Source organism: Shewanella surugensis (assembly GCF_023284005.1).
Classification (GTDB): Bacteria; Pseudomonadota; Gammaproteobacteria; order Enterobacterales; family Shewanellaceae; genus Shewanella; species Shewanella surugensis.
This window is the reverse complement of record NZ_JAKIKS010000049.1, coordinates 18,671-38,214: the sequence shown is the minus strand read 5'-3', so window position 1 is coordinate 38,214 and position 19,544 is coordinate 18,671. Positions and strand designations below refer to the sequence as shown.

The window sequence follows — 19,544 nt, the reverse complement described above, 5'->3', positions numbered from 1 at the left end:
TTGAAGGCAAAAATCTTTTATTGTTAAGCCGCTAGCGGGCTGCTGCTTTATCAAATCAACCCACTCTTCATGAGAACGCTTAGTCATATTAACTCCTGATATCATAGTCAGAGGTTAACATAAGGGATCGATGAACACGGTTGAAGATGTACTTGCTCGGACGGTTACTTTATGAAGATAGATGTGACTGCCTATATGAAATACTACAACTTAGAGCGGCTGCATTCTGCTAATGGTGATCAGTCACCTGTAGAGTTTGAACATTCTCAATTAAAAGTGTCCAATTTGGGTTGACCAGTACACTCTCGTTCTGCTATTTGCATAATAAAGAGTATGACTAAACTTTAGCCTCGGGCTTGTTCAACACTTGGGATAAGGACGCGGCTGCGCGCGGCCTATCCTTATCTGTTAGGTGTTTTTTCTTTGAAAATATCTGGGCACTTTTTGTAATAATAAACAACTGAAAATAATGCAATAATAAGCCATGTAAGGTAACCAGATATTACAGCAGTATATTTAGGCTCGTTAGTTACTCCGAATAGAGCGGGTAACCATCCAATCATTCCTGCTGTTAATTTATAAGTGCTTTCTTTTACTCCTTTTAAATAAGTCTGGGTTTTTGTTAGTATCCTAGATTTATCTTGCATACTCTTTACTACTCTCCCGAAAGAATAATAGCTTACTCCTCCACAGAGTAAGCCAATTAAAATCGAAACGAGTACATGTATCATTAAACACCTAACACTTTAGTTAAATGGCGTGCGTCTAGCACGTCCAGTGGAGGCCGTCTTTTTGGCCGAAACACATTTAAGCGTATTGTATGGATAATAAACCCTCCTAATTACACTAAATCCCCAGTTTCGGGTAATGTGAGACCTAAGCTTTAGCTGCAACTAAAGCTTTCATTTGTCGTAGTTCGATTGAACACAGGCTCCTCTATTGAGAGACCTATAACAAGAAAGAACGCGACAAACAACTCCAAGCAAAATACTTGTTAGCAATCTTTTTCAAGTTCACCGATACAACGCATTAATTCTTTGCCTTTAGTCGTAATAAACCACTTTCCGGAGATTTCATCGATTAAGCCTAAATCGGCTAAATATACATGATGAAAAGACTTGGGATCACGAGAAATACCAAGAGTGTAAGTAGAGGATAATGCTTTAAATAATAGTTTTTTAATTGAAGAACCTTGTGAATGGAGATCACTTAAAACAATTAAATCTGGAGCCGTTAACTTTGAAAACAACCTAACTATTTCTGGGTGTACGCTACCTTCACTTAATTCTCTTGCTGTAACATTTGCCCAAAGCGATCTAATGAAATCATCACTTTGACTGTCAGTGTTTTCTAAAACTGTGTAAATAACTTGAGGCTTGACAACAACATTTTTAAAATCAGAATTTTTTGCATTTGATATTTTCTCAGCGGCCTCTCGTAAAGTTTGCTCTGCTATTAATTTCTGAACATCGTTTAAAGTGGAAAGCTTTTGTTCAATTAATTTACCGACACCAACAGTAGTCGCAGTTATTGGATAGATTAATTTATTAATAACTTCAACCGTAGCCCCCCAAACTTCCTTTGGGATTTCTTTTAAAAACTCCATTTCAACTCCAGTATTTGAAATTACGATAGATTGCTAACAGCTTATTCAACAGCAGCAGGATAATCTTCCAGACTGCTGACTTTTTTTAAAATTGAATATACTGCTAACCCATTGTTGTAAAATAGTTATCGATCGAAAATTAACCCTATAACAACAAAAGCCAACAATAACCAATTAAAAAAAAATGCATCTGTGTTTACAAGGTCCGCATATCTCTTTTTAACATCTATCTATAAGTTATTTTATTAATCACCGTGAGCCTAAATAGACTGCCCCGCTAGCCCGCAAAAGTACCACTTAAAAGTTACTTATGTAAACAAAATGTTTTTACCAAGCAAACTAGACTTACATAAAACCATAGATATAGCTCACAGTTCTTGCCCACAAAGCTAAATCGAAGAAAGCCCACTGACTTTTGCTTTTTAAGTCCCCATCGAAGTAGCTAAAATGATTAAATCAATAATAGCGTGATTAAGGCACGGATGCCGAGATAGCCTCAGGTGAGTCAGGGATGACGAATATGAGGCGATAACGAATATGAGGCGATAACGAATATGAGGCGATAACGATTATTGCCAGAAGCGCTTTACTGCGTCTGGGGCGGCAAAGGGTTCCAAGGGGGATTGCTGTTGATCCCCTTTGGCCCTATGTGAGTGGGAACTCACGATCTCAGCCTCACCGCAGGTGATAAGTGATACCGAATCACGGTCGTTCCATTAAGAGAGGCTTAATATCCAATATCCCTGTGTGAGTGGGAACTCACGACCTTAGTCTGGTGCAGGCAATAAATAGACCTAAGATTATGTATTACAAATACACTACCCAATACCAAAATAGCCAAACGCTAGTTTATGGTGCTCTGCATGAATGGGAACTCACGACCTTCATTAAGCAAAGCTTAATACTTATCCTCCACTGAAAGCGATAAGTCACTTTGACATGAGTAAGCAACACACAACTCACGCCCCCTCCGCTTGTGATTTTTCTGTTGATTTTCGCTTTTCAAATCAGTGTGAATATAAAAATAACCATCGGAGGCAGGGCGAAAATTACTACCGTAATAGATATAAGCGAGAGACATTTACGTCGAACTGGCTTTTTAACAAGAACGTTATTTGTTTTCATCTGAGCCTACAGAACCAAACATGTTTAAGGCATTCCCTTCTATCCATGCAGGTCAAGTATTGACAACGATCCCTATCTAAGAGCCAGCTTAGTGTCCCTACTTCGCGCTCATACCCTTGAAGTAATACTTCATTCAGAAAATTATTTTTGTATTCGCACAAAATCCCGCTGCAAGCGATAGATAACAATCGAAGGCTCGACTAAATAAACACATTTAACCAATAGTTACACTGCTAGCCACTTGAGAACAACTAACGTCAATAATGTAGAAAAAAGACTATTTACTCACCATGTTATAACGTAACATTCTGGGGCTTGTGCCCAACTGCTCTGCCACCGCTTTTCGTTGACCTTGCTGATCTTGTAACGTCGCTAAAATGAGCATATGTTCTTGAGTTTGCTTCTCAGCACAATTTTTTGTGCTTCAGAGACGGTTAGCTTTTTCGCTTCAATAGCTTATCGCCAAATTGATATAACCCCAGTCCCATGAGCACACACAAAGCCCCTGCAACCAGAATGCTTGTAATCGCTTCACTGTTCGCATGTGCACCTAACATAATCGCAAAGATGGGGGTCACTAACGTCACTTGTGCTACAGTACTTGCTTTTAAATGTTGTAATATATAAAAATAAGCGATAAAACCAATTAATGAACCAAATACCCCTAGATACAAAATAGACAACAAGGATCTAGGTTGCCAGGTATCTATAGGCATCGAACCATCAAACAATAACCAAGCTAATCCAAATTGAGGTGTAGAAAACAACAGTGCACCTACCGTAGTGGCTACTGGATGAATATTAATTGCGAGCCTTTTCACTAATACGCCACTCAAACTAAATAAAAACATTGCAGTTAAAATCAATGCCAACCCAATGCCACTATCTGAACTTAAGGATAAATGTGATGAACACACAATTCCTAACCCAATAAATGCAATACCTAACGCCAATTTCTTCATGTTGCTAAATTTATCTTCATTCAGTAAACGTTGAGCCAATAAACCAGACACTAAGGGAGACAACCCAAAAATCAGCGACATAGTCCCTGAAGCAATCCATCTTGCGGCAAAATAACTCAATAACATACCACCAACAATACCGATAGACGACACAGCATAAAGCTTAATAGCTTGCCTATTCCATGGCAGTCTAATTCGAGCTACCCCCAAAATCACACTACCTAATATCAGCGCAATCAACATCCTTAACCACACTGCCATCGTAGGGTGAACTGACTCACTGCTCCACACAATGCCCAAAGGAGTCGTTGACCAAATTAGCACCACGACAAAAAAAGCAATTGGCACTAACTTTGGCACTGAGGCTGGGAGTATTTTTTCTATCAATTTAACGAATTTATTACCTATCATTTCACAAACAACTTAGTTACACCTTTACCTATAAAAATAGTTCGCATTCATTTGCAACACGAGCCAATCCATGTATCTCTATCTATAATAAAAAATCACCCTGATGGGATCTCAAATCCTAAGTCTCGCATTTTGGCCATTTTATAGCGCAAGGTGCGGGGGCTTATGCCCAACTTTTCTGCCACCGATTTTCGCTGGCCTTGGTAGTGCTGTAAGGTCGCTAAGATGAGCGTATGTTCTTGGGTTTGCTTCTCAGCACTGAGCTGGGCCAACGGCCATTTTTGAGTGAAATTTGGCACATTCTCTTCATTTAGCTCATTTATCTCATTGAATTTTGGCAGCTTGTCACTATACTCACGCGGCGCTCCCGCCTTATTCGTATGCGGATTAATCAGATGATGAAAACAAGCCTCCGCCTGAAAGTGAGCGTTCGCTTCCTCTTGTCGAGTCGGACTCGCTGAGTGAGCATCAACGGGATACATGTGCTTATCCGGCTGCCAATCATCATCTAGCATGAGATCTTGTGGAAGAATTTCACCTGTCGTCGATAGAATCAACGCTCTTTGCAGCACATTATCCAGCTCTCTGACATTGCCCGGCCATGAATAAGCCCATAATCGCCTTTTAGCCGCTTCACTTAACACGGCAACATCCTCTGAGTCGCAATGACGATGCAAACAATGCTGCGCCAACGGAATAATGTCCTTGGGTCTTTCTTTTAACGCAGGCCAAGTGAGGGGAAAAACATTAATGCGGTAATATAAGTCTTCTCTAAACGCCCCTTCTTTCACCATTTGTTTTAAGTCACGATTGGACGTGGCTAACACTCGCACATCAAGCTTAATGGTTTTTCGGCCGCCTATTCGCTCAAGCTCCCACTCTTGCAATACTCGAAGCAGTTTGGCTTGCAAGGCCAGCGGCATTTCCGATATTTCATCGAGTAATAAACTGCCACCTTGTGCTTGCTCAAATTTACCAGAGCAGGCTTGATAAGCCCCAGTGAATGCGCCTTTTTCATAACCAAAAAGCGTCGCTTCAAGCATGTTGTCCGGAATAGCGGCGCAGTTAATGGCGATAAAAGGCTGCTTGGCACGAGGGCTACTATGATGAATATATTTGGCTAACACCTCTTTTCCGGTGCCGCTAGGGCCTGAAATCATCACCGAGGCCTCTGACTTCGCTACTCGCTTGGCTAGATCCAGCAATGCCAAACTCTGAGGATCTGCAGCGATAGGAAGATCTCTTGCCATCTCACGAGAGGCTGTCACGGTTGATCTAGCCCGATGAATGAAAGGCTGCGCTTTCTTTGACATATTATTTGACATATTAGTTGATGCATTAGCAGCAGGCATTAAATACCGCGACACTTGCTCCAGTAACACTTTGGAGGAAAACGGTTTAGGCAGATAATCCATCGCACCTTGTTTAATCGCCGCAATGGCACTATCAATGGTGGCAAACGCCGTCATTAATAGCAGTGGAATATGACCATGATATTGTTGCATGTATTTCAATAGGCCAATGCCACCGATCCCTTGCATTTGTACGTCGCTTATCACTAAGTCTATTGATGAGCTATTTTGCTGCAAAAAAATAATCGCCTCTTCAGCGCAGCTCACGCTAATGCAGCGGTATTGGGCTAATAGTAAAGTATCGACAAGCGCTTCACGTAAATCATCATCATCTTCAACCAGCAATAATCTCGCTTCAACCATGAGAATACTCCACTGTACTGGCTTCAACCGAAGTCCGTATTTTAGGAAAGCGCAATAAGACAATGCAGCCTTTCTCTGTTTGACCTTTGACCTGTCGATTGCACAGGCTTAACGCCCCGTTATGTTGACGCATCACCGACTGCACCACGCTCAACCCCAGCCCCGTCCCTTGAGACTTAGTGGTGAAAAAAGACGAAGTGCTCACCAGATCCGATTGCATCAGTCCTGCGCCATTATCCACTATTTTAACCACTATATGGCTATCATCGTCATAAGCATGCAGCGATATTTGAGAGGCGCCCGCTTCGATACTATTGATCAATACATTATTGATAGCCGACACTAAAGCTGGAACATTCGCCTGTATATTACCCTGACTCTCATCATGGAAAGTTAGCTGGCAAGCTTGTTTTTGCGCGATGGGTGAACAATTTTCCAGCACCTTGTCAATAATGCCCTTTAATCCACTCACACAGTCTAACGCTTGGGGTTTCCCTTTCACCATGAATAACATATCACTGACTTGATGCTCCAGTTCCCCCCAATCTGTCCATCAACTTTTGCTGAAATCGCTCTCTTATCTCGCTTCCAATATTGTTGTGACTGAGGTTTTCGGCATACAAGATGGCCGCCGCAAGTGGCGTGCGGATTTGATGGGCTAATGTCGCCACCATTTTACCCAAAGCCGACAGTCTTTGCAGGTGAGAAACATTTTTTTGTAGCTGACGAGTTTCAGTCAGATCGGTTAATACGATCAATTGTCCCGGCTCCGGTGTCAGTGGACGGATAGCAATACTGACTCTGCGTCCCGAACGAAGAGACACTTCATAACCATCATCATTTTTCGGTAAAAAAGCCTGTTTGATCACTTGCCGCCACGACTTACCGACTAAAGAAGCCACCAAAGGATCATCTATTGCCGTCATTGGGATCGCCGTGCCAGTACGGCACTTAATCGTCCCTTGTTCTTGTTCTCGCCCATCAGCGGGTTCGAGAGTTGACAAGCTCGCAATCTCTTCGAGTAATTGACAAGCCACAGAATTGGCCTCTGAAATAACACCGTTGGCATCTAAAATCACCACAGCCGATGGCATGGCTTGCAAGATATGTGTCATTCGATTGGTTAGTTTTAGTAACGATTTAGGGGGCAACTTGGCTCACACTATCGGGCTCGGGCAATGCTGCTATCGTTCGGCTGGATCCAGTTATATCCAAGAGTGGGCTGGCATATGAGGTTTGAGTTGCAGAGCGTTCTAACATCATGACTCCGTCAAAAAACTGCTCATTTCCGTCACACTTGAGCATACTGATGATAAACAAGCAGGTTTTATGCCAAACAATCATCCCGAAAAGGGTAATGATGAGCATACGAGAAAGTCGGAGACGGAAAACTGAAAACTAAGAAGTGAGAAAAGAAATCAAAATGGCTTAAATATAAAGATACCCGATGAGGCATTCTCATCGGGTGTCTTGTATTCATCCGTTAACGATTATCATCGACAGTGAGCAAAATAAACCACTCATTCAAGCTGAATAATCACCATCAGTCTTTGCTTAGACCGTACTTACGCATTTTTTCAACTAAGGTGGTGCGGCGGATCCCCAGCATTTCAGCGGCTCTTGCCACCACATTGTCTTGTTGATCTAAGGCTTGACGGATCATATCAATCTCAAGCTCAGCCAACATGTCTTTCAAATTCACGCCTTCCGCGGGCAGCTCGCTTGGAAAACGCGTATCCGGAATATCGATTGGCTCATCACTAAAAATAGAGGCGAGCGCATCCCGTTCTAGTTGCTCCTCGCTAACTTCGACGCAATATTCGGGGACATCAATATGTCGGTATTTAACCGGCAAGTCATTCACATCCACCAAACCACCAGGATATAAAATCGTTAACCGCTCGATTAAATTAGACAATTCACGCACATTACCCGACCAACCATGCTCCTTAAGCGACTCAATGGCCCTTTGGGTAAAGCGGACTCGACCTCTACCTTCATTAAATACACGACTCACCAACTCTTGTAATAATAGAGGGATATCTTCTTTACGCTCACATAAAGCGGGCATTTCAATCGGGAACACATTGAGGCGATAATAGAGATCTTCCCTGAAATCCCCCGCTTCAATCATGGCTTCGAGATTTCTGTGGGTTGCCGCCACGACTCTCACATCCGAAACAATGGATTTGCTACCGCCCACCCGTTCAAAGACTTTTTCTTGCAATACACGTAATAATTTAACTTGCATTTGCAATGGCATATCGCCAATTTCATCTAAAAACAAGGTGCCTTTTTCTGCTAACTCAAAACGCCCTTTGCGGGTGCTTATCGCACCCGTAAAGGATCCTTTCTCATGCCCAAATAACTCACTTTCGAGTAATTCAGGAGGAATAGCACCACAGTTAACGGGAATAAATGGCCCACTGCGACGGCCTGATAAATAATGGATGTTACGTGCAACCACTTCTTTACCGGTACCCGATTGCCCTAAAATCAATACGGTTGCATCAGAGCCTGCCACTTGATTAATTAAATATCTAACACCTGCAATGCCTTCGCTGCGCCCTACTAAGCTTCTAAACAGCTTAGTTTGGTTAGCACTCGTAGGCACTTCCGGTCGCTTCATCTGACCAAAAACCTGACAAAAATGGAGTAACTCCGTTAATTGTGGATAATTTAAAGGTTCTTCAATACAGCCCAAAATATTCGAAGCCTTACGCTCTTCAAACTGCCCTAAAAGCAGTATGGGCTGCCAAGGTATTTTTGTAGCCAAAGAAGGCAGCAATGCTGGCAATTGCGTTGCTGCTGGGATCACAACCGCTCTAAAGCGAGTTAACTTGGTATAGTGCTCAAGTTTATCCACATCGATAAACTCAACTTTCTCGCCCAAGAACTCAAATACGCAAGATAAGCGATTGGTTCGCTCTGATTGGCTACCGACAAGTAAAATTCGTTGATCTGTTTGCATCATTCAGTACGGCCATAAAGTGCAAATATTGCTTCGCATTAATTATTAGTGTTGGTTGCTTAAATAATTGTGTATTACATTAACAAACTACACACAATCATTGTGAAGATGAATAGTGTATTATCAGCTCCATATTAGCAAGCCTCGAATGAGATTTATCAGTTTCTCCTCCCCGCTTAGCCTAAAAAAACAACTAAACGCTCAGAATACGTCATATTATTGACTATTGACAATGAAATACGATGCCAACATGCTGGCAATGATTCGACCTTAGTCTGTTATTGGTCTGATGATAATTGATGCAATTCGGTTGGAATTGCATCCCAACCTTCTTTAATCACTCTTAAAATATCCATCACATCATCGACAGCTTTGACATCATTATTCACGTTCGCATATGACATCTGTTGCAACATAAAATCATACAAGGCATTGAGATTATTGGCGACATCACCTTCGGTTTCCATGTGTAAACTGCCATTAAGCCCCGCCACTATACTAATGGCTTTGCCTATCGCTTCCCCTTTTTTAACGGTATCGTCTTGCTCTATGGCACATTTCGCTTGTGCTAAGCGCTCAAGGGCACCAGAAAATAACATTTGAATGATGCGATGCGGTGAAGCAACACTAATACCACTATCGACCGACACCTTACGGTATGATTGTAAAGAACTTCTCATATTATAGCCTACTTATTTTTAGCGATGGTTTGATAAACCTTTAGCTGACGTTTACTTTTATGACCAAAATGTAACATTGACTGATAGTGCGTTAGGATCACCACAGCCTGCTGCTCGAATGCTTTTGTTAACCCTAACTGAGTGGTTAAATACGATCTGTCCCAACCGATGATGGCTAAACCCTCGTCAAACCCTTGCTGTAATTGGCGTTCCCTTTCTTGTATAGCCAATTGTAATGCCATGATATCATCATCATTCAGCTGATTATTCTCTTTTGAGCGCGCTAAATTATCCAACAAAGCTTGAACGTTCTCATTCACCTGCGTCAAACGCTGATCGGGATGTATCACCGTCGGTTTCATAAGGCTTCTTCTCCCCTTTCTATCAAAACAGTGCTCGTTTCAAATGTTAATTAATTGAAAACAGTAATAGGCCACCCACAGATATTAAATATATGACTTGAAAGCCTGGCCCGTTATCATCAAGTAACAAGACAAAATATGAGTGAATTAATGATTCGTTACCAAAATGATAATTTCCTGAGCATTACCCCTCTAAACACTCGCAATACAAACATTCTAGTTACCTAAACACTAGCCATTCAAACACTCGTTACCTAAACACTAGTTATCTGATACGACGCCCGGTAACGAGTCGAGGCGCTCTTGCAACTGGCTCGATTGAGCATTGAGATTGCCCACGATTAAATCCATGGCATTATATTGCTTGAATAAACGAGATTCATAAGCCGCCATCTTTAACGCAAACTGCGCTCGAGTGTCTTCAAGGCGAATAAGTTGGTTATCCAAAGTCTCATCGCGAGAATCCAAAATGCCCCCCGCTTGCACATAATTGTCAGCAAAGCTGTCCATTTTAGAGGCCAGCCCCGTGTCTTCGGTGCTAAACAAAGCACTAATATCAGCCAAGCCATCTTCAAGGGCACTGTCCAATAAATCATCATTGACCTCAAGCGTGCCATCTAATGTCGTCGTCACCCCAATTGAAGCCAATGTTAAGCTACCACTGGGGGTTTCATAACCACTGGACATCAAGCCTCTAAGTTGACTTTGTAAACTACGAGGCAGCGCATCCCCTTGTAAAATACCTGCTTGCTCTGTTTCTGCGTTATAACCCGATAAACCGCTAATCGTGGTCATCAATGCATTGTAAGACTCCACAAAAGTGTTAACCTTGCTTTTTACACCACTGGTATTGGGGTCAATGGTTAACACTGTGGTTTCATCGACATCCGCTTCTTTTAACGTAAAAGTGACGCCAGTAATGGCATTTTCCACGGTGTTCGAGCTAGACGTCACCTCAATACCATCAATCGACATAATGGCATCTTTCGCGGCACTCAGCTCTGTCATGATAAACGTATCGCTAATGCCCGTCCCAGCGTCAGTATCACTGCCTGTCACAACAATTTGATTATCTAATCCCGTTTCAGTCGAGGTCATGATCAGCTGAGGGCCATTGTCCCCATTAATAATGGTCGCGGTCACGCCCGTGTTATCTCCACTATCATTGATTTTGTTCATCACCGACTCAAGGGAATCATCGGCCGCCACCTCAATGTCAAAGCTTTCACCATTCACATCAATGTTAATATTGCCTTCACCCAGCGCTGCTGTGCTATCGCTGACCGAGGCGGTGCCGATTTTCTGGCTTTCGGCGAGTTGACTCACCTTCAACTGATAACTGCCTGACACTGCAGTTTCATCGACACTGGCACTCAGATAAGTACTTTTCGAAAGACTGCTTTTTTGAGTCAAAAAGGTATCCGAATCCGTTAAATCCTCCAGCGCAGTTTGAAACTCCGACAAGGCACTTTTAAGCGAGCCTACAGCCGAAATATGGGCATTATATTGACCTTCATCCACATCAAACTTAGCAGTTTTAGGAGCACTTTCAGCGCCAACGAGTGCTGACACAATGCCATTGATATCCATGCCGGAACCAATACCGACTGACGTAATGGGCATAACATTTTTCCTCTACGTGTTTTTGCTGACTGATGGAGTTCATTCAATTTCAAGCGCTAAACTTGAGTCTTTACGTTGAACCAATGCGTTAACTTAAACGTAAACCAGAGCGTTAAACTTGCGTCTCAATCAACAAGCCTTTTATCTCATCCAACTTTTGTAATAAGACTAAGGCTGCTTCACTCGGGAGCTGCCGAATAAGCATTCCTGACTCAAGATCTACCACTCGGATCACACTCTTCCCCGCCGCTTCATCGAGGCTAAATTGCAATGCAGTGCGCTGTAGCGCTTGCATACTTGACAGTGAATCGAGCACATTTTGTAACCGTGCTTGGTTCGTTTGAGGCGCTTCCGCCTTATCAACATCTTGAATAACTTTTCGGCCTAGTTTGTCATCCGCTCGCCAAGACGTTGGTGACCTATCATCTGTTTGATTTTCCCCACTCACGGCTTCTATGGGTATCACCGTTGCTAATGCACTTAATAGCGACTCTGTGACATTGATTTCCATGACGTTCATTCCTTGATTATCCTTGCTAGACAAAGCGAGACAAACGGGGATCGATACCACGAAATCTCAATGACTTCACCGACAAGCATTTACCATGATTGACTTCATCATCAGTATTTAACGGTTTACATTTTCAAAAGCTCAAACATCAAAAGGAGAGCCCGTGCTCTCCTTTTATAGGCCTATTTCTAAGGCTACCAAGACTCAGCCATAGAGCTTATGCCTAAATATAAATCAGCCTAGTGATGATTAACCTAGGAGTGACAAAGCCGTTTGTGGCAATTGGTTCGCTTGTGCCAACATAGACGATGACGTTTGCGACAAAATTTGCTGCTTGGTTAAATCGGCCGTCTCTTTAGCAAAATCCACATCTTGAATACGGCTACGCGCATCCGATACGTTGGTTTGAATATTACTGAGGTTATTAATGGTGAAATTCATTCTATTTTGCACCGCACCTAAATCGGCACGTTCTGAATCGATAGTCGCTAAGGCACCATCAATAATATCTAATGCATCTTGAGAGCCACTCGCCGTTGATATATCGATATCAGCTACCGAGGTAAACGTCTCTGTTGACGTTGTAGCACCAAACATTTCCCCTTCGTTACCACCCGTGCTCGATAATGAAATACTATTGGATGAAGATAAATTCAGCTGTGCGGTTTTTGAAATATCACCCGTACCTGCCGCTGTAGCGTCTAATTCAACTGAACCTGCAGTACTTCCCGTAATCTCAACGCCATCTACATTCGTAGCAGTTAAAGAAATAGTATCTGCTGTAGAATCATAAGTGGCGGTAAAACCAGCCGCATTTAAATCTTCAGCTAAAGCCTCACTGTTTCCCGCATAGCTGGCTAATTCGAATGAACTATCACCAATGGTTAACTTACCATCATCAGCGGCGGATAATGCTCCAATGGTTGCACTGACTTCCGTTGTTGCTGTAACGCCTGCATTAGAAGAATTAATCAAATCAGCTGTTTGTGTAGATGTAGCTCCTGCACCAATACCAATACTGGCACCATTAATATTTAACGTGTCGGCAGAAACCCCCGTTGCCGCAGCCAACGTCGTTGCACCTGCCGCTGCACCATAAACAGACCCCGCAGTCGAAATTTTATTCGCCGTATCACCGATATCTTTTGCACCTGTCGCTGACAGTGAAATTGAAATGGTCTCATTGGCATTAGAACCCACTTGGAAACTTTGAGTACCATAAGTCCCATCGAGTAGCTTTTGGCCACCGAATGAGGTGGTTTCAGAAATGCGAGTCAGCTCACTTTGCAGCGCGGTAATTTCTTTTTGCATCGAATCACGATCATCTTGCGAGTTTGAACCATTCGCCGATTGCAGTGACAAGTCACGCATACGTTGCAAAATATTGGTCGACTCTTGCATTGACCCTTCGGCGGTTTGCGCAATCGATATCCCGTCATTGGCGTTACGCATGGCCACACCAATACCATTAATTTGGCTGGTCATGCGATTAGAGATTTGTAAGCCCGCTGCATCATCTTTAGCACTGTTGATCCGCAATCCTGAAGACAGACGCTCCATTGAAGTTTGAAGTCCATTGCTAGCGCTGTTTAAGTTGCCTTGCGCCTTCATTGAAGTGACATTTGTATTGACTGAAATCGCCATGGTTAATTCCTCTTTACCTAGCTTTCGCTAGCCTTAGCTACTGCCTGTCTATTCAAGTCAGGCGACTGAATGGGATTAGTTACAATGACTTTAACGGCAGCGCTAATTTAAGCTTTAGGGTTTATTTTACAAATGCATAAAAAAATTATTGATCGCAGTGTCAAAAACCATCATAAATAATCAAATAACGACACCGAATTGACCTTAGCAAACAGCTGCGATACGACATTGAGCGATAACTGCTGCTTCTCATATTCGGTGATGGCACTGGCAATGTCTAAGTCTTCCAATAACGATAATGCCGAGGTATTGACCAGCTGCATCTCGATATGCACATCTTTGGCTTTATCCAGTGCATTTAAATCATTACCCACTTGAGAGCGTCCCAAGGCTAATTGCGCCTGTCCACTGTCGATATTATTCAGCAGCTGATTAAACTCTGCTTGCCCTTGCGGGGTATTAATCACTTCGCCGGTTTCAAGTAAAGTGATCATGTCACTTAAGCTATCAAAAATATTAGCATTAGACTCTGGATTTAAGGTGACGGTATCGCCTGCCACAGGCGTGCCTTCTAATTGCACCGTTAAGCCATTAAGGATAATAGGCTGGGTGGCATCAAGGTTACTCAAGCGCGTGACTGTGCCAGATGGATCGGTGACATCAACATCTAACCCACCCGCCCCATTATCAATAAAATCATACTGGTACTGTCCTGAAGCATGAGTCGTACTGTCACTGACTTTGGCACTTTTCACACTAAAATCACCTTGCTGAGCCAGATCATAACTGGCGCTATAATCCCCCATGGCATTGGGTACGCTCATAAACAAACTGTCACCAGCAATGTTAGTGGCTAAGGTGCTATTGGATGCAATGAGGGTGTCTCTTACCCCTGAATCCCCGCTGTAACTAATATCACCATGACTATCGAAGGCAAAAGGGGTCACATCAGTTTTAAAGCCTGAAAAAATGCTATTGTCGGCACTGTCTTTGCTGTTGGCCAAATCGACCAGCTGATCTAAATTACCCTGTAACTCATCGGTCAAGGCTTGTCTGTCTAAATCGCTTAAACTGCCATTCACGCCCTGAAGCATTTTATCACGCATGCTTTGCAGCAGATTTTCGACACTGCCAAGGGTGCTTTCGGTTACCGACAACCTCCCTGTCGCGATATCGATATTACTCAGGTATTGCTCAGCTTGAGTATTTTGTTGCTTAATATTATCAATCGCAATAGCCGCAACGGGATTATCCCCTGCTGTGATGACTTTTTTCCCTGAAGAAATCTGGCCTAAAATCTCACTCGTATTTGACTGATGTTTAAGCACACTCGATGAGGTTTGATTAAACATTTGTGCGGTTGAAATTCTCATCAATACTTCCTTTAGTTAAATTACGTTCCAAGATCAAACTGTCATATTAAGCGTCAATATCAAACTGAACGTTAATGACTGACCGGATCTAAATTGAAACAGTCACGAACACGTTTATCCGCTAACGTAACGAGTTATAAAGCGTATCGAAAATCTCCGTCGCCACCGTCATAATTTTCGCCGATGCCGAATAAGCTTGCTGATAACGCATTAAATTGGCCGCCTCTTCATCTAAATTCACCCCCGATGTAGACTGCACTCTGGCATAGGCTTGGGCATAAATAGCATCTGCTGCAGTGACACCCACCTCGGCGGTTTTGGTCTCGCTACCAATGGCAAGTTTGGTTTTTTCATAGACATCCGTTAACGTATCTTTACCACCGTTCATCAAACTTAACTCGCTCAGCGCCGCCATCTGCAATGCATTGGTATTATCACCTGACGATTGCGATAAATCGAAGATAAAACGCTCGCTACTGGTCGCCGTCGATTCAATATCAAAGCTAAATCCATACGCGCTGATACTCGGGGGCGTATAGGTTGTCGCGGCGCCCAAAGAGACACCATCGACATCGAACACCTCAAAGGTATTGGCTGTGGGATCAATACTAAACGTCAGCTCTGCACCCGTGACAGGAAAGCCTGGGGTACTCGTATCATCAATACTGGTTAATGTGAGTGTGGTATCGCCACTGTTCCTGTCATCTGGGGTGATCTTAGGCGTGCTACTGGCAATAGCAGCGGGTGAGCTCATCACCACAGCAAAGCCGCTCGCAGCCCCTGCCGTTGGGCGTAACATAAAGGTGTCACCCGATGCCAGCGCACCACTATCGATACCAATACTAAAACCATTGGCGCCTTCAAGGGTATTGCCATTTAAGGTTAAGGTCGATGTGGCGCCGGAAGCGACATCCGTTAACGAATAGCCTGAGGGGGAAGTAAACACTAACGCATATTCAGCGCCGGTTAACGCCGCGGCATCCTCAATATTCACGCTTAAATTAGCCGTCCCGGTATTACTGCTTAATGCCCCGACTCGGCCAAAGGCCATTTGAGATGCGTTAATGTCAGTAAACATATTCTGGCCAAGCTCACCGTTTAAGTCGATGCCTTGCGCTTGAGCCGAGTTAAACGCATCGCTGATCCCTAATGCCATCTGGCCTAATTCGAGTGTGGCAGGAGTTAAGGTCTCATCTCTAAAATCGGCTAACGCTCCTAACGTACCGCCCAAAGAGGCGATATCCACATTAATACTATTGCCTGAGCGATTACTCGTGCTGCCACTAGAGGCTTGCATCTTAATGTCATTAGGAAAAGGATCGCCTTGCGTGGTCGACAGTGACATGGCAATTTCACCCGATACCAGCATCACCGAGCCGCCTAACATCACGCTTTTAGCGCCAGTATCGAGTGCAACCACATTCACTTGAGCATATTCACTCAGCTCCTTTATTAAACGGTCTTGGGCATCGAGTAATTGGGCATTCTCACCCGTTGATTTCATTAGCTCATTGTTGATATTGGCGATTTCACTGCTAATGGCATTGATGCGTTCAGTGATCGCGGTGATTTCATCATTGGTTTGTTGCATTTGTCCATCAAGCGAGGTTTGCATTTGTGACATGCTGCTGGCAAGTTGCTCAGCTTGACTCAACACATTGGCGCGAAGCCCAAGATCGCTTGGTAAATCGGCCAAACTGTTTAAGCTACTGTAGAGATCATTTAATCCTTGCGGCACTGCTTGGCCTGCAGATGAAAACAATTGATCAAGCTCACTGGCTTTAGTGTAACGGGTTTCAGCTGCGCTGACCGCCGTTTGGCCTATACGCAACTCTTTAACTGCATAATCATTATAAATACGCTTAACATCGGTCACATAAGTACCCGTACCGTAAAAATTACCACCCACGAATTGCGAGTCTAAGCTCGACTGAGAAGCCACTTGGCGGTTGTAACCTTCGGTATTAGCATTGGTAATATTATTACTGGTTACCGCTAATTGCGATTGTGCTGCTTGCACACCCGTTCGGGCAATATTGAGTAAATCGACCGCCATTAACAGGCTCCTTTCTTTGATGACAACGATGACAATAATAAAAACGCTAACACAGAAAAAAATCTAAAACTAAACCTTAATAACAGCTTAACGGCCAACGCAGCGTATTCTTGATGCTTTTTTAGCACGCAGATGATTTTCCTTTGACTTTAATAAACGCTAGACTATTTTAAAACACCATCGGGTAATAGATCTTGGGTAATGGATTGCATCACTCTCAATACTTTTTTCGCATATTGAGGATCCGTGGCGTAACCCGCCACTTGTAACCCTTGCATAAAGGCCTGCGGATCTTGCGCCTGTTTCATCGCCGCTTGGTATCGTTCCCCTTGCGTTAATAAGCCCACAAAGTCATTGAAACTCTGCTTGATATCATCATAAACACGAAATTGCGCTTTTTGTTTAACCGTTTTCCCTTGTTCAAATTCAAGTGTGTCGACTTCTGCGCTGTTTCCTTGCCAACCTTTCCCCACTTTGATATTAAAAAAATTATGACTATTCACTCCCTCTTGAGTGTGGATAATTTTTTGTCCCCAACCAGTTTCCAGCGCCGATTGAGCGATTAAGACTTCGGCTTGGGTACCCAGCTGCGCTGCTGCTGTTTGTGCATATGGATAAAGCTTGGCCACAAAAGCTTCTGGGCTTAATACCTGAGGCGCCTCAGGTAATGGAGCAGAGACTAAGGATAAAGATGAAAAAGAGGAAGAAACCCTGCTGGCATTAATAGGACTCGCTGCATCAAGAACAGCACGCTTATTTGCAGCATGAACCACGCCATTATTCGTACTGCTGTTCACCCAATTATTCTCACTTTCATTCACACTGCCATTCGTAATAGCAGCAAGTTTATCGAGAAAGTTTGGCGCTAACGGATAGTGGCTATTTTGCTCAGAACTGGCCAGCGTAAGCTCATTGGACGTGAAACCAGAGGCATTATTGTCCGCTCTTAGCACTGATGCGGGCAACATTTGACTGGTTTCAGGTGATAATTGTTGCACCATCAAATCCGCTAAACCTAGCATGCCTTGACTCGATAAATTAAGTGACATCTGTTGATCGTGCATCTGTTCATAAAATTGGGTGTATTGGCTATTCATCGGGCTATCGGACTCAAACACCGCATTAGCATCACGCATACTTTTCATCAGCATCTGTACAAAAATACCTTCGAATTGCTGCGCGACTTCTTTTAGTACCGAAGAGTCATCTTGTTGTGCCCTAGCACGCAACGAGTCAAAACTGCCTAAGTCTAAAAAGTGTGCGGCTTCTGCTAGTTTATCCATACTCAGATCCATTCATGTCAGTCATTCTTATGAGCCAAAGCGAAATGATGAACAAGGTTAAATGCTATCACCGCTATATCACAATGAGTTCGCCGTGTAAGGCGCCCGCCATTTTCAACGCTTCTAAAATCGCCAGAACATCCGAAGGCGCCGCACCCACTAAATTGACCGCTCGAACCAGTTCATCTAACGTCGTGCCCGGATTAAACATAAACATGCGGCGATCCTCCTCTAAGGCATTAATTTGGCTATTCGAGGTGACGACCGTTTCACCATTAGCAAAAGGATTAGGTTGAGACACTGAGGTCGCTTCAGCAATGGTCACAGTCAAGCCCCCATGTGTTACTGCTGCCGCTAATAAACGCACATCTTTACCAACCACGATGGTGCCCGTGCGAGAGTTGACGATAACCTTGGCCGACCCATGGGCCACCTCGACTTGCACATTTTCTAATGTGGCTAAAAATGACACCCGCTGAGACACATCACGAGGCGCACTGACTTGAATCGAGGTCGCATCAATAGGCCTTGCCATACCTGGGCCGAGCAAATCATTAATGGCATTAGCCAAACTGTTTGCGGTTGAAAAATCAGCGCGGTGCAAATTAAACGTTAGATGATCGCCGTTAGCAAAAGGACTCACCACCGCTCTCTCAACGATCGCCCCATTCGGGATTCGCCCAACCGTGGGGGTATTTTGAATGACTTTTGAACCATCAAGCCCTTCAGCACTAAAACCACTGACCACCATATTACCTTGTGCAATCGCATACACCTTATCATTCAGTCCTTTTAAGAAGGTTTGTAATAAGGTGCCACCGCGTAAACTTTTGGCCTCGCCCAAGCTCGATACCGTTACATCCATGGTTTGTCCCGGCTTGATGAAAGCAGGCATTGTGGCATTGACCACCACCACTGCCACATTTTTTATTTTGGGCCTAAAGCTGGTGGGCAGATTAATGCCAAAGTTTTTCAGCATGGTGGTAAACGTTTGCTCAGTATAACGGGTCTTCTCACCCGTACCAGGCAACCCCACGACGAGGCCATAGCCCATCAATTGGTTATCCCGCACCCCTTGAACATTGGCAATATCTTTAATGCGTTCCGCCTGAGCTAAGTGAGGCAGCAAGCCAGTGAACACCAAAATAACGGCACACAGGTTGAAAACGGGCATCGCTAACCAACGGTTATCAACACCCCCATATTTCACATTGGATTGCAC

At 43.6% G+C, this 19,544-nt stretch carries 18 protein-coding genes and 1 pseudogene; 1 reads left to right on the top strand and 18 read right to left on the bottom strand.

The genetic code is table 11. The features are described 5' to 3' along the window. Window positions 1–165: 165 nt before the first annotated feature. Window positions 166–294: pseudogene (locus L2764_RS13500) on the top strand (IS3 family transposase); the annotation flags it as partial. A gap of 107 nt (window positions 295–401) precedes the next feature. Here L2764_RS13500 and L2764_RS13495 read toward each other — a convergent pair. From L2764_RS13495 to L2764_RS13415, 18 genes are all read right to left on the bottom strand, one after another. Next, window positions 402–731, bottom strand: coding sequence for a hypothetical protein (locus L2764_RS13495; RefSeq protein WP_248940778.1), 330 nt, complete (start codon window positions 729–731; stop codon window positions 402–404). 263 nt (window positions 732–994) lie between these two features. After that, window positions 995–1,606, bottom strand: a complete 612-nt coding sequence (locus tag L2764_RS13490) for a hypothetical protein (RefSeq protein ID WP_248940777.1) — start codon at window positions 1,604–1,606, stop codon at window positions 995–997. 1,402 nt (window positions 1,607–3,008) lie between these two features. Then, window positions 3,009–3,116, bottom strand: a complete 108-nt coding sequence (locus tag L2764_RS13485; protein ID WP_248940776.1) for a helix-turn-helix domain-containing protein — start codon at window positions 3,114–3,116, stop codon at window positions 3,009–3,011. A 49-nt stretch (window positions 3,117–3,165) separates the two neighbouring features. Continuing rightward, complete coding sequence (locus L2764_RS13480) at window positions 3,166–4,104, bottom strand: DMT family transporter (RefSeq protein WP_248940775.1); 939 nt, start codon at window positions 4,102–4,104, stop codon at window positions 3,166–3,168. Window positions 4,105–4,199: 95 nt separating this feature from the next. After that, the gene (locus tag L2764_RS13475; RefSeq protein WP_248940774.1) at window positions 4,200–5,819 is read right to left on the bottom strand and encodes a sigma-54-dependent transcriptional regulator; all 1,620 of its coding nucleotides are present in this window, start codon (window positions 5,817–5,819) and stop codon (window positions 4,200–4,202) included. Further along, window positions 5,812–6,324, bottom strand: a complete 513-nt coding sequence (locus L2764_RS28525) for an ATP-binding protein (protein WP_248940773.1) — start codon at window positions 6,322–6,324, stop codon at window positions 5,812–5,814. Before L2764_RS28525 ends, L2764_RS13475 begins: the two co-directional genes overlap by 8 nt. A gap of 10 nt (window positions 6,325–6,334) precedes the next feature. Continuing rightward, a complete protein-coding gene (locus L2764_RS28520; protein ID WP_446539680.1) occupies window positions 6,335–6,934 on the bottom strand; it encodes a histidine kinase dimerization/phospho-acceptor domain-containing protein in 600 nt (199 codons plus the stop codon). A gap of 25 nt (window positions 6,935–6,959) precedes the next feature. Further along, the gene (locus tag L2764_RS27755) at window positions 6,960–7,082 is read right to left on the bottom strand and encodes a hypothetical protein (protein ID WP_283107003.1); all 123 of its coding nucleotides are present in this window, start codon (window positions 7,080–7,082) and stop codon (window positions 6,960–6,962) included. A 280-nt stretch (window positions 7,083–7,362) separates the two neighbouring features. Next, window positions 7,363–8,793 carry a sigma-54 dependent transcriptional regulator gene (locus L2764_RS13460; RefSeq protein WP_283107002.1) on the bottom strand — a complete coding sequence of 477 codons (1,431 nt, stop codon included), beginning with the start codon at window positions 8,791–8,793 and terminating at the stop codon, window positions 7,363–7,365. Window positions 8,794–9,068: 275 nt separating this feature from the next. Continuing rightward, complete coding sequence (fliS, locus tag L2764_RS13455; RefSeq protein WP_248940772.1) at window positions 9,069–9,470, bottom strand: flagellar export chaperone FliS; 402 nt, start codon at window positions 9,468–9,470, stop codon at window positions 9,069–9,071. A gap of 8 nt (window positions 9,471–9,478) precedes the next feature. Continuing rightward, complete coding sequence (locus tag L2764_RS13450; protein ID WP_248940771.1) at window positions 9,479–9,832, bottom strand: hypothetical protein; 354 nt, start codon at window positions 9,830–9,832, stop codon at window positions 9,479–9,481. Window positions 9,833–10,093: 261 nt separating this feature from the next. Further along, window positions 10,094–11,455, bottom strand: coding sequence for a flagellar filament capping protein FliD (fliD, locus tag L2764_RS13445; protein WP_248940770.1), 1,362 nt, complete (start codon window positions 11,453–11,455; stop codon window positions 10,094–10,096). A gap of 112 nt (window positions 11,456–11,567) precedes the next feature. Next, a complete protein-coding gene (locus L2764_RS13440; RefSeq protein ID WP_248940769.1) occupies window positions 11,568–11,975 on the bottom strand; it encodes a flagellar protein FlaG in 408 nt (135 codons plus the stop codon). A gap of 240 nt (window positions 11,976–12,215) precedes the next feature. After that, window positions 12,216–13,610 carry a flagellin gene (locus L2764_RS13435; RefSeq protein ID WP_248940768.1) on the bottom strand — a complete coding sequence of 465 codons (1,395 nt, stop codon included), beginning with the start codon at window positions 13,608–13,610 and terminating at the stop codon, window positions 12,216–12,218. A 170-nt stretch (window positions 13,611–13,780) separates the two neighbouring features. Further along, on the bottom strand, window positions 13,781–14,983 hold the full coding sequence (gene flgL / locus L2764_RS13430) for a flagellar hook-associated protein FlgL (RefSeq protein ID WP_248940767.1): 1,203 nt from the start codon (window positions 14,981–14,983) through the stop codon (window positions 13,781–13,783). Window positions 14,984–15,104: 121 nt separating this feature from the next. Further along, on the bottom strand, window positions 15,105–17,039 hold the full coding sequence (gene flgK, locus L2764_RS13425) for a flagellar hook-associated protein FlgK (protein WP_248940766.1): 1,935 nt from the start codon (window positions 17,037–17,039) through the stop codon (window positions 15,105–15,107). A 164-nt stretch (window positions 17,040–17,203) separates the two neighbouring features. Then, on the bottom strand, window positions 17,204–18,322 hold the full coding sequence (gene flgJ / locus L2764_RS13420; protein ID WP_248940765.1) for a flagellar assembly peptidoglycan hydrolase FlgJ: 1,119 nt from the start codon (window positions 18,320–18,322) through the stop codon (window positions 17,204–17,206). A 73-nt stretch (window positions 18,323–18,395) separates the two neighbouring features. Next, complete coding sequence (locus L2764_RS13415) at window positions 18,396–19,496, bottom strand: flagellar basal body P-ring protein FlgI (protein WP_248940780.1); 1,101 nt, start codon at window positions 19,494–19,496, stop codon at window positions 18,396–18,398. Between the last annotated feature and the right edge of the window lie 48 nt (window positions 19,497–19,544).